Source organism: bacterium (assembly GCA_023228325.1).
GTDB lineage: Bacteria > Auribacterota > UBA6266 > UBA6266 > UBA6266 > UBA6266.
In genome coordinates this window covers 799,835-811,507 of sequence record JALOBK010000001.1, presented here as the reverse complement: position 1 = coordinate 811,507, position 11,673 = coordinate 799,835, and the positions used below count along the sequence as shown (strand labels likewise).

Sequence of the window (11,673 nt, the reverse complement as noted above, 5' to 3'; positions counted from 1 at the left end):
CGCCCGGCAGAAAATACCGGGCGTTCACGAGGGGTAGAAGAATCTGCCTGTTATCCGTTATTCGTATTTCACCTCATCAATGTATAATGTGATACCGTCAGGATTGTCCATATAACTGGAAACCCAGCAGAATCCTCCGCTTATGTAAGAAAGATCAAGTTCAGCAAGGTCTATTTCGTATTTTTGCCACTCTTTTGTAAGTTCAACAGGGCCCGTTGAAGCCGAATCAGTGTCGCTGTATTCACCCGTGATTCCGCCAACCTTGAATTCAGCTATTTCCCCGCCATTTTCGCCTCTTGCCCAGAAAGTTACTTTCTTTGCTTTTATGAGGTTAAATCCGCCTTTGACTTTTCCCCAGTTATTCGCGGGGTTTTGCCAGTAAATTCCGGCCCAGCCGGCTTTAACATCTTCACCGGGATTATAGCTGATTTTAATGCAATGATTGCCTGATTGAGGATTGTCTTTTGCTGTTGGAGAGAATTTGATTGCGTGAAAGTCTCCCATCCAGCCCGACGGGATAAAATGATTTCCTCTTGACATGTTGTCACTGTAGACGTTGAAAGGCATTTCCTGTTCCGTTGCCGCTGTGGACACTGAGTAAAACCCAAGTACCAGTATCAGCGTTAGAGTTGCTATTAACAGCTTTTTCATTTTGTTCCTCCTTCCGTTTTTTGACAGCCGTTATTATATAGAGCAAGTCTTGTGCCAGAACTTTGAAAAACTTAACTTATATATTTAATATCCTGTAGCGCAAAGAGATATAGTGTTATTTTTTTTGATAACACGAATTTTTATTAGAATTAGCATTGATATGTGTTGATAATGCCTACATATTCGAAAAACATGTGGTAATAACTGCCATATAAGCCGCTTTTTAAACCGGAGAATAATATAGTTGCAATAATGGACTTTTTCTGACAAAATCTCTGAATTACCTTGAGGAGAATATGTCATGGCGGATAAATTTGATTACGACGTTGTTGTAATAGGTTGCGGCCCGGCAGGTTATATTGGAAGCATAAGAGCATCCAGGCTGGGGCTTAAAACCGCTGTTATTGAGAAGGATATTCCGGGTGGAGTTTGTGTGAATGCGGGTTGCATTCCTACAAAATCCATGATTCACCACGCCGGTATCTTTAATTCGTCGGAAACGCTGAAAGACATGGGGATTAAAGTAGATACCGGAGCTTTTAATTATAGAAGGGTTTTTGAAAAATCAAGACAGGCTTCGGAAATGCTTTCCAAAGGTGTCCGTTATCTGCTCAGGCAGGCTGGTGTGGAACTTATAGCGGGTAATGCTGTTATAAAATCCGCGAATGAAATATCAGTTGACGGGAAACAAATTATCAGTTCCGGTAAAATGATTATTGCCACCGGTTCAAGGCCCAGGCCGGTTGAAGGATTTGATATCGATGAAAAACAGATACTATCGTCCACCGGCGCTTTGATGCTTGAGCGGCTTCCGAAAAGCGTATTAATCATAGGAAGCGGCGCGATAGGCGCGGAATTTTCGTATATAATGAACTCTTTCGGGGTTGAGGTTCATATTGCCGAGATTATGGACCGGATTCTGCCGCAGGAAGATGAAGAAGCTTCTCTGGTGGTAAAAAGGGCATTTGTAAAAAAAGGTATCAAAATCTATACGGGAAGCGCAGTGGCTTTGGCGCTAGGGGATGAAAAAACTCTTAAGGTTCAGGTAAAAAAGAACGGGAAGGAAGAATATATCGCAGTGGAGAAAATACTCGTTGCGGCGGGCAGGGTCCCGAATACGGAAAACATCGGGCTTGAAAACATAAAAGTTAAAACGGAAAAAGGGTTTATTTCAGTGGGTGACTATTATCAGACCGATGAAAAAAATGTGTTTGCCGCGGGGGATGTGATAAATTCTCCTCTTCTGGCGCATCTTGCCTCAAAAGAAGCTGAAATTGCCGCTGATTATATTGCGGGCGGAAATCCCGTCAAACGTGTGGATGTTTCGAATGTTCCGAGAGTGGTTTATACAGAACCTCAGATAGCGGGTTTCGGGCCGGCGGAAGGCGAATTGATAAAAAGCAAAACAAATTATAAAAAGATTGTTTTTCAGTATAAGGCTTGTCCGAAAGCCGTCATTGAAAATAAAACCGAAGGATTTATCAAAATCCTGTACAATCCTTCGGATAACGCTGTTATCGCTGTTTATATTGCCGGCGCGGAAGCGGCTGAGTTAATACATGAACTTTTGCTTGCGAAGACCGGCGGGCTGAACCTGGGGCATATTGCGGATATGATACACGCCCATCCCACTCTTTCGGAAATAAACATGGAAGCGGCGAAGGGAATTGCCTGAGGCCCGGGAAACCGGTTTGTTTTTATTGTTCCGATAACTCTTCTATATATTTCAGCGCCAGCTCTAACGGCCAGTCTATCCCTTTGGTCTCTTTTACGCATTTTTCCATATATTCGACAGTCCTGCCGAAATCACCCTGAAAATAAAATTTTCTTCCTATAAAATAAGGAGGGTCGTTGTTGAATTCGCTTGTCCCGTTTGAGAAAACATTTTCCAGGTCGTCATATGAAAGCTGCCCGAGGTAAAAAAGGCTGATGGAATAAATCACTTCATAGCCGGATTTTGCAAATTGGTAATCCACCTCTTTTAACAGCCTCTCGGCTTCATCTATGTCATTTACATCGTAACAGACATCCGCATACCATATCAACGCCCAGCCGTATTGCTCCTTCATATCGCTGTATTTTCCCATACAGTCTTTTAATGCCTCGATACATCTGCTTATTTTACCCGTAAGCCTGTAGCAGTGGGAAAGGTCGATCTGGTTCCATGCGCATATATATCTCTGGTCGCCGTAGGTCCTGTTGACTTTTTCGTACGTCGATACGGCATCTTCAAATCTTTTCTGATGCCTGTAGATGTTTGCCATTTTGTTTAAGGCAAGAGCGCACTGGGCCCTGTAGGAGCCGTAATACAGCAGGACGTTCTGGAACGCGAGCCTTGCCCTTGTCATATCTCCGAATTCAGTCCATGTTTCGCCTATCTGCACCTGGGTATCGCAATAGAGGTTTTTATGCTCCGGAAAATTAGTCACCAGAAATGAAAGACTTTCTTCAAGCGAAGCGATTTCCGAAGCTGAAATATCTCTGATATTGGCCCGCACCTCTTTTAATTTTTGGTTAATGACATTTGTATATGTGGATACTATATTGCTGAGAACCGCGTTCCTGGGGAATGTTCTAAGGCATTCAAGAAATATCCTGTCCGCTTCTTTTTCCAATCCCATAGAGAGGTAGCAAAGGCCGATATGGTACATTGAATGAGCCGCGAGGTCTTCGTATTCAGGGAATGAATTGATAACCTTTTTATATTCGTTTATCGCCTGGTGATACTGTTCCATTTTCTCATATGCTATGCCGATCCAGAATTGCCCGAGAGAAACTATTTCTTTCCTGTCATTGTATGTGCCGGTTATTTCGTTGAATTCGTTTATAGCCTCATTATACAGCCCTCTCTCCAGGAATTTTTCCCCCGCTACAAGCGGGGATGTTTTTAAAGGCGTGCTTAATCTATACAGCTTGAAATTATCAAACCTTACATGAGAACCCCATGTATCAAGCCCCGCGTACTGGTTTTCCATTGATATGAAAGGCATATAATCCACTATTCTCAATATGAGCCTGTTGTCTACAAAGAGCCTCACGTCTTTTCCCACTTTTTCCACCCTTATTTTATATTTTCTGTCGGGCTCGACCTTAAGCAGCGATGTCTGGTTCAGGATATTGGGAGCGTAACCTTTTGTTATTGCGGTTTTCTGGTTTTTCCAGCCGCCTATGTGAAATACATAACCCGTTGTTCTTGCCTCGTCAGAGATGAAACATTGTATGTTATTGTCGTGCGGAGGGACGGTGTAGGCGTCAAACGTCATTTTCAGGTCGCCGGACACAGGAATCTTTTTGAGGATTATAAACGCGTTTTCCCAGCTTTGAACGGATAATTCCCCGTTTTCTATTTTCCAGACCGAGTGGTCTTCCTGCGTGTCTATTGCTTTTTTTCCCGCAAACGCTTCCCAGTTGCTGCCTATTTCCTGCCGGTTGAAGTCATCTTCAAAAATCGGAGTCCATTTTGCCATTTCAAGGATTTTCTGGCTTATGATATAACTGCCGCTGGAACCGCTTATTATTACGATGGCCGCGATTGCCATGGACAGGAATTTGTATTTTCTTATTCTTCTTATCATCCTGTCAAAAGAGGTCGGCCTTCTTGCCAGGACGAGCTCTCCGTTCCGGAACCGGTTGATATCATCGATAAACTCGCGTACTGTCTGGTAGCGTTTATCGGGTTTTTTTTCCATTGCTTTTAAGATGACCGCTTCTATATCCACCGGGATTTCCGGGTTTGCCTTTCTCGGATATCTGGGGTCCTGCTCCACAATTTTTTTGATTATTTCCAGGTTGGAACGTCCTTTGAACGGGACTTCTCCGATAAGTATCCTGTAGAGAAGCACGCCGAGAGAAAAAATATCGGACCGCTTATCCAGTTTATTCTTTAATTCCGGGTCTGCCTGTTCGGGAGACATATAGGAAGGGGTCCCTATCACTTTATTCGACGTGATTTCTTCGGTTGCTTCGACTTTCGCGAGGCCGAAATCCGCTATTAAAGGGTGCCCTTCTTCGTCTATTATTATATTTGACGGTTTGATATCCCTGTGTATTATGCCGTGTTCATGGGCGTAATTGAGCCCCTCTCCCACCTGGACTATTATGTTCAACGCTTCTTCAAGAGAGATTTTTTCCTTTTTAAGCTTATCCTCAAGTGTTTTCCCCTGTATGTATTCCATTGCATAGAAATAGATGTGTTTATCCTTGCCGAATTCGAAGATGGTTACTATGTTCGGATGCCTTAGTTGCGCCGCTGATGTGGCTTCGATTTCAAAACGTTTGACGATTTCGGTAAAAGCGCTTAACGAGTTTGGAATTACTTTTATCGCGACTTTTCTTTTGAGTGACGGCTGATAAGCTTCATACACGACTCCCATAGCCCCGTGCCCGATGGTCCCGATGATTTTGTAATCGCTTATTCTCTGCGGCATCTCCTGTTCGATTTCGGTTCCGGCGGGAATATTCACCGGCGGTTCCGTCTTGTGGAGGCTCGGGTCGTATTTATCGAATTTGTCGTCCATTGGTTATTTTTTTTCTTCTATCCGGTATGCCTGGATTTTCTTATACAGGGTTGTACGGTCTATCCCAAGCATCTCAGAGGTTTTTTTCTTGTTCCAGCCTGTCAGTTCCAGCGTCCTTGCTATATGTTTTTTCTCTATTTCTTTGAGGGAAAGCATGGCGGAAGCCGTATCTATGGTTTTGGTTGCTGACCCGCGGAGTATTTCGTAAGGAAGATCATTCGGCAATATAGGGTCATTTTTCCCGAGAATCATTGTTTTTTCAATAACATTTTTAAGTTCCCTTACATTGCCCGGCCACCTGTATGCCTGCAGCACATCCAGCGCTTCTTTTGATATGGCCTTGATTTTTCTCGGGCTGTTTTCCACAAAGATTTTCATAAAATGCTTTACAAGCGGAGGGATGTCTTCCGTCCGGTCCCGCAGCGGCGGAATTTTAAAGTTAATTATATTAAGCCTGTAATAAAGATCCTGCCGGAAAGTCCCTCTTTTAACGGCTTCTCCCAGGTCCTGGTTCGTGGACGCTATCAGCCGGACCTCAACTTTCACGGGCTGGGTGCCTCCCACATTATAAAACTCTTCGTGTTCAAGCACTCTTAACAGGTTTGCCTGTACCCCTGAGTCGAGTTCTCCTATTTCATCAAGCACTATAGTCCCGCCGTTGGCTTTTTCAAAAAGGCCTTTTTTGTTGTACGCGGCTCCCGTAAAAGAGCCTTTAACATGCCCGAAAAGTTCGCTTGCCGCCAGGTTTTTCGTAAAAGTCGCGCAGTTTACGACAACAAAAGCGTTATCCTTGAGTTTGCTGTTGAAATGGATCGCCCTTGCAACCAGTTCTTTTCCCGTTCCGCTTTCCCCTTCTATCAGGACAGTTGAATTTGTCGGCGCGACAACCGCGATTTTGCTTAATAATTCCTGGATGGCTGAATCTTTCCCTATTATCTGGTGGGTGATATTCAATGCGGTTTCAAGTTCGTATTTCTCTTCCTTTAATTTTTCTTTTAATTCGATGTTTTTCAGCGCGTTATCGATTTGGTGGACAATCGCCGACAGGAGATTAAGAGTTGAATCATCATATTTTTCCTTATCGGTTGACTCTACGTGTATGGCCCCTATGCATATTTTGTTCATTCTCAGCGGCGTGACCATAATGCTTCCGGAAAGGCCGTTTTTGGCCGAAGCCTCTTTCGGCGTCGCGAGCACAGCCACATTTTCGTTCAATACCTTGTCGAATGTCGTTGCCGAGAAAGAAGGCAGGCTTTCCGGAGCGTTTTCTCTTTTGAGCAGGGCGGCGATTTTCAGGATTGAATCTCCCCCTGATTTAAGCATAATGGCGACGCAATCGGCTTCGAAATGGGAGAGTATGTTATGGCAAAGCTCGTCAAAAAGTTCTTCCCTGTTAAGGATATCGGCAATACGCGATGTCAGCTTGAACAGGAAAGCGAGATTTATTTTCATCTCTTTTATGGAACTGACGTCGTCTTTCTTGATGGTCTGTTCCAGGTAACTGGTATCGCCGCCCGCGAGTATTGACATAATATCCGTTTCAACTTCATGCGTAGAGGAACCTGTCGTGTCAAGAAGCGTCTTATTCCCGGATTTCTTATCTTCGGTGAGAGTCTCGGTAAATATTATTTCGGTATTCCCGATGGTGATTTTGTCTCCTGTTTTCAGGTAGTGTTCGTTTATGCGCTTGTCATTGATGCACAGGCCGTAACTGCTTCCTACATCTTCAATGCGCCAGCGGTTTATTTCATAGCATAGCTTCGCGTGTTTTCTTGAGACTGATTTATCGCTTAAATTTATGTGGTTGGTCGTTCCGCGCCCTATCAGGATTTCGGGAGACGGCTTTATCTCAACTATCTTTTCTGTCGGGAGTTCATAATTAATGATTAAAAAAGACATTTTTATTTTCTCCGGTTATCGGAACTCACATTTAAATATACGCTTAAAAGACAGAAGTGTCAAGTTAATGTGTTGATATAATGGACACAATTAGCGGACTTACTGCTCATTTTGGTTGGAAAATACTGATTCACTTTGTGTTGAAAATTGCAACTTATTTAAGAGAGCCTTTCTTTTTTTATCCAGGGTTTTCCTTGGGAAATGCGCCTTTGCGAAGATTTCCGCCTCATTTTTAGCAAGGTACGCCCATGTTGTTGCCGCCAGGCATAAAGCGTCTTCCCTTACAACATCATCTATAATGTCGGGGCCTCTGGTATCTATGACGTTATTCTTGGGCCAGGAATAAGGAACGCCTCTTGCGCCGTTCGGGAACTCATATGAAGTGTCGTAAATCGCCTTTATAAGTTCAATTGATTTCTCATAATCCCCGAGAAGTTTGTAACAGTAAGCCATCTGGCCTGTCCCTTCAAGCCATATCGCGTCGCCGAAATCATCATCAAAAGCGTTGTTCGGGAGGTCCCAGTATTCGTAAGCGGAAATTTGTTTGTTTCCGTCCGTGACACTTACTCTCATAAGCCGTTCCGCTTCTTTCATCATCTCCCTCGCCAGGGGCTCGTTCCCTTCTTCTATGAAGTAAATAGCTGCCCAGGAAGCTATTGTGTCAAGCGCTTTGACGAAATCAAACTGCCCCCTTATGAACATTTTTCCTCTTTCCCATGTATCCGGAGAACCCCATGTCTGCGCGTCGCAAAGCCAGGGTTTTTCATAATAAATGTCGTCCGCCTCGCCGTCGCCGTTATCATCTCTTCCCGTTTCGATATATCCGGGAGGAAGGCGGACGCCGTAATCGGCGTCTCCCCAGACTGAATGTTCAAGAAAGTTTTTTACTCCGAGATGTTTCAGGTTTTTTTCTCTCCAGAGGTATGCCGACAGGTTTCCCTCCATTCTGTCGGTTTCGTAGGACTTTGAATCCATCGAGAACGGTTTGGGTTTGTTGACTGTATAATAAGGCTCAAGGTCTTTTGTGAAAAACCATGTAAGGGCGTTTTCTAGTATCTGTGAATGGGCTTTCATATTGGGGATGTAAGTTGATATGTAAGGGCTGTATTTTATTCCTTTTACTTCCTGCTGGGTCATTACATTGTAGAAAAAGTCAAAAATATCGCCTCTGAAATAAATTGATTTGCCCTCGTTGTTTTTCCCGTGTTTTTTAAAATAGAGGAAATCCCCCGCCGGCTCGTATTTATAGGTGAGATAATCCCAGTTCTCTATACCGTCCAGGTCAACGGAAGCCTGCAGGAGTGATATTTTCCCGTCTTCGTTTGCCCCGTAAAGTATGGGGATGATGGTATAATGGTTGGTCGATATGGGATTGCCCGAATTGTTTGTCCTTTCTTCTTTCGCGCTGATGTTCGGGGTATGCCCCGAATTCAACTCGCTTATGGGCCCTCTCACTTCTCCCGTTCCCTGGTCATGCAGGTAGTAAACAAGCCTGCTTCGTTTATAATCAGGGGATGACCAGACCAGAATATTTTCATAAGGGGGAGCGGCTTCGAAAGCGAATGTAAGCCTTCCGTCTAATTCTTCCCAGTTGTCTATTTCTTCGGGTTCTTTCCTGGATTCGGACAGGTCGGGCATATAATTTTCGTTGACATCCATCATTTCCGAAGGGTTGTCTATACCGTCTTTATAGATTTTTGTGATAACGATATTTCTTCCGAAATTCTGTATCGGCCCGACTTCCTGGACGCCGAGGAACTTGACCCCCATCAGGGAATTGTAGAGCGCCGAGCGGCATGTTCCGAATATACAGCCTCCTTTATCCATGAATTCCTGAAGTTTTGTTATGCAGTTTAATTTTGATACGGGCGTATTCGGAAGGATCAGGACTTTTGTCCCCAGTATGGGAGGGTTAACATCTCCGGCCCGTATGTTTATTATCGAATACGGTATGCCCAGGAATTGCATCATCCATTTGGCTCCCTTGACCGCTTTATCGTCATCGGGCAGGTCCGTGACATTTATTATTTTTATGTCGGAAGGATTGAGGTTTAAATTACCGTAGGTCACTTCTTTGTAAAGTTTGTAACGTTCATTGTCGATAAACCCTTTGCTTTTAAGTTTTTCTATCCAGTTCCAGCAGAACATCCAGTCGAGCGAATGTTCTGTCGCCTCGGGAGTTGTTTCAAGCGGGCCGTAATAACCGAAATGTATTCCGCCGTTAAAGTCCTGCAGGTTATCAACTATCGTGTCCAGTATCTTATATGCGGTGGGAAGGTATGACGTATCGCCGGTTTTGTAAGTGTAAAACAGTATTGACAGGCAAAGCCACAGGTTGTCCCCCGAATAAGACCCCCATTCACGGTAAACATATTCATAATTCATGAAATATTTCGAGTATCCCACCAGCTGGTCGGGCCACAGCCTCGACGCGCTTTTGGGTATGTCGGCGCCTTCTTCTATTTCTTCGTCAATATCATAAACATTGCAGAACATCCCGTAAGGCCAGAAAGCCCCGTAGAAAAATCCTTCTTCGGGATGAGGCAGGGTCGCGGGGTCTACTCCCAGTTCCTTAAGGTGTTCGATATCGTCAGAATCCTGATAATCGTTAAATTCTGTTACTCTCGGGAAATCGAGTTTGTTGTCCATTATGGCCGTATTCCCGTAGATTATGTATCCGAATTCGTAGCCCGGTGAAAGGATCGGGTAGCCCGCGAACCTGGAATCGTAACTATCCAGTTCCTTTGGGATTTGTCCGTTATCCTGGAACTTATCGAAACCCAGCGCTATCATATTATGGGCTACCGGAGCGAGCCATTCGCCCTGGTCCCTCGGATGCCTTTCCTCATACTGGTAGCCGTCAAACATTATGAAGACCTTGCCGGCGTAAGTGTTGATTATTTTTTGCGCGTAGTCCGTCATCCCCGCGTCTATGAGGCAGAATATTGTCATAGCCTGGTCGTATAAAAACGCCGAATTGCCCAGTCCGTCTTCAAACCCGTCGGCCGGGCCGTACGGTTTGTTGTCGGAATCTGATATAACGTAAACAATCTCATCGCGGCCCGTATTTACTCTTACGGCGTCTATGGCAAACTGCTCTCCCCCTTTTCGGATTTTTGTATACGGGGTAGGAGGATCGCACAGCGGGTCGTAAAAACTTCTGCAGAGAGCCGTATTTACAAAACCGCCTTTCCCGTTTTTTAATTTATGTTCCGTGAAAATATAGGGTTTTTTCGCGCTTGTAAGGTATTTGATGAATTGGTCGTCTTTTTTATCGGCGGCGCCCGCGTTGATTTGGGCGGCGAAAATAATGTTTAGCAGTAAAAGTATTATTTTTATCGGAACCTTATTCATGGCCTCACAATTAAAAAACAAATTCTTTTTTTATTTTTTTTCCTTATCCTAAACCTTGATCTCAGCCTTTCCTGCCCAACTGTTCTCAGTCAAGGTCTATTTCCCTCAGTCCGGGCTTGATGTCTTTTTCTTTCCGCGCCCTTTCTTTTTCTTCGTTAAAGATTTTTTCCAGCCTGTCGGATTTGCTTTTTTCGGCGTCTTTTCCTTTTGAAAAAGATTCATCGAGTTTTGTTTCCCTGTCTTTCAGGTCTTTTAAGGCTGTTGAGAGGGAATCCTCTCCTTCTTTATTCTCCTTAGGTTTAAAATGCCTTATTATTGAGCCGTTATCTGTGTTGACTTCAAGCATGGATCCGCATACAGGGCATTTTGCGTATACCGATTTTTTCATCATCACCCCCGCGTTCAGGTATGCTATATTATTGCAAAAAACAATCTTTAGTTGTATGCTTTTGTTCAAATTTTGTTTATGGACATTTCAAAACTTATACTTTGTGAAAAATCCGGGGTGCTGTTTCTGAACAAACCTGCGCCGATAGTGGTCCATCCCTGCTTCGGGGAAAATGAAAATACCCTTATACAGTTTATACGGGAATATCTTCCCGAAGATGTGCGGCCGAGATTGTTAAACCGCCTTGACAGGTGGACAAGCGGCTGCATTGCGGTCTCGCTGAATATTGACAGCCACAGGGTTTTCGCCAGGCTCATTGAAACAAGAAAGGTGAAAAAAGTGTACCACGTTATCGTAAACGGTGTATGTGATTTTGACTCCGTCGAGAAAAGGGCGCCTTTAAAGGAACATGCCTATTTCAGGGATAATAACAAGAAAGATGTTTTTAAAGATGCTTTAACTTATTTCCATGTAATCAGGCGTTATAAAAATTTTTCTCTCCTCAGGGCCGAGCCTGTAACGGGCAGAACGCATCAGATAAGGGTTCATTTAAGCCTTTTAGGATATCCCGTTATGGGAGATTCAGTTTACGGCTGCGGGATAAAGCAATGGAAAGAAGGCTATTGCCTTCACGCGATGGAACTGTCTTTTCCGGAAAATTCGCTGACCGGGGCGTTTTCCGTTAATGCCCCGTACGATTCAAGATTTAAAAAAGCCGTTGATTTAGCTTCTTCAATCTGAGAAGCCGCGCCGCCGGATTGTTTTTTTAGTAAATATGGCTTTATTTTTTCCCCCAAATGTGTTATTAATTTTTTAAATTTTAATTTATTTATATTAAGAGATACAACATAAGGGAAATATAAA

At 43.9% G+C, this 11,673-nt stretch carries 7 protein-coding genes; 2 read left to right on the top strand and 5 right to left on the bottom strand.

Annotated elements, in window-relative coordinates; genetic code table 11:
- Nucleotides 1–57 precede the first annotated feature (57 nt).
- A complete protein-coding gene (locus M0R36_03755) occupies nucleotides 58–651 on the bottom strand; it encodes a hypothetical protein (GenBank protein ID MCK9554919.1) in 594 nt (197 codons plus the stop codon).
- Nucleotides 652–952: 301 nt separating this feature from the next.
- Here M0R36_03755 and lpdA point away from each other — a divergent pair, with 301 nt between their 5' ends.
- On the top strand, nucleotides 953–2,326 hold the full coding sequence (gene lpdA, locus M0R36_03750) for a dihydrolipoyl dehydrogenase (GenBank protein MCK9554918.1): 1,374 nt from the start codon (nucleotides 953–955) through the stop codon (nucleotides 2,324–2,326).
- A 22-nt stretch (nucleotides 2,327–2,348) separates the two neighbouring features.
- Here lpdA and M0R36_03745 read toward each other — a convergent pair whose 3' ends face one another.
- The 4 genes from M0R36_03745 to M0R36_03730 form a co-directional block, all read right to left on the bottom strand.
- Nucleotides 2,349–5,168 carry a protein kinase gene (locus M0R36_03745; GenBank protein ID MCK9554917.1) on the bottom strand — a complete coding sequence of 940 codons (2,820 nt, stop codon included), beginning with the start codon at nucleotides 5,166–5,168 and terminating at the stop codon, nucleotides 2,349–2,351.
- Nucleotides 5,169–5,171: 3 nt separating this feature from the next.
- Nucleotides 5,172–7,067, bottom strand: a complete 1,896-nt coding sequence (locus M0R36_03740; GenBank protein ID MCK9554916.1) for a sigma 54-interacting transcriptional regulator — start codon at nucleotides 7,065–7,067, stop codon at nucleotides 5,172–5,174.
- Nucleotides 7,068–7,166: 99 nt separating this feature from the next.
- Nucleotides 7,167–10,421 carry a hypothetical protein gene (locus M0R36_03735; protein MCK9554915.1) on the bottom strand — a complete coding sequence of 1,085 codons (3,255 nt, stop codon included), beginning with the start codon at nucleotides 10,419–10,421 and terminating at the stop codon, nucleotides 7,167–7,169.
- A gap of 85 nt (nucleotides 10,422–10,506) precedes the next feature.
- A complete protein-coding gene (locus M0R36_03730; GenBank protein ID MCK9554914.1) occupies nucleotides 10,507–10,809 on the bottom strand; it encodes a hypothetical protein in 303 nt (100 codons plus the stop codon).
- 78 nt (nucleotides 10,810–10,887) lie between these two features.
- Between M0R36_03730 and M0R36_03725 the strand changes: the two genes are divergently transcribed.
- Nucleotides 10,888–11,550: an RNA pseudouridine synthase gene (locus M0R36_03725; protein MCK9554913.1), complete on the top strand. Its 663-nt coding sequence runs from the start codon at nucleotides 10,888–10,890 to the stop codon at nucleotides 11,548–11,550.
- The last annotated feature ends 123 nt before the right edge of the window (nucleotides 11,551–11,673 follow it).

Bases quoted from the DNA above. Each gene is read 5' to 3' on its own strand.
- M0R36_03755 (MCK9554919.1), bottom strand. From the start codon at position 651: ATGAAAAAGCTGTTAATAGCAACTCTAACGCTGATACTGGTACTTGGG.
- lpdA (MCK9554918.1), top strand. From the start codon at position 953: ATGGCGGATAAATTTGATTACGACGTTGTTGTAATAGGTTGCGGCCCG.
- M0R36_03745 (MCK9554917.1), bottom strand. From the start codon at position 5,168: ATGGACGACAAATTCGATAAATACGACCCGAGCCTCCACAAGACGGAA.
- M0R36_03740 (MCK9554916.1), bottom strand. From the start codon at position 7,067: ATGTCTTTTTTAATCATTAATTATGAACTCCCGACAGAAAAGATAGTT.
- M0R36_03735 (MCK9554915.1), bottom strand. From the start codon at position 10,421: ATGAATAAGGTTCCGATAAAAATAATACTTTTACTGCTAAACATTATT.
- M0R36_03730 (MCK9554914.1), bottom strand. From the start codon at position 10,809: ATGAAAAAATCGGTATACGCAAAATGCCCTGTATGCGGATCCATGCTT.
- M0R36_03725 (MCK9554913.1), top strand. From the start codon at position 10,888: ATGGACATTTCAAAACTTATACTTTGTGAAAAATCCGGGGTGCTGTTT.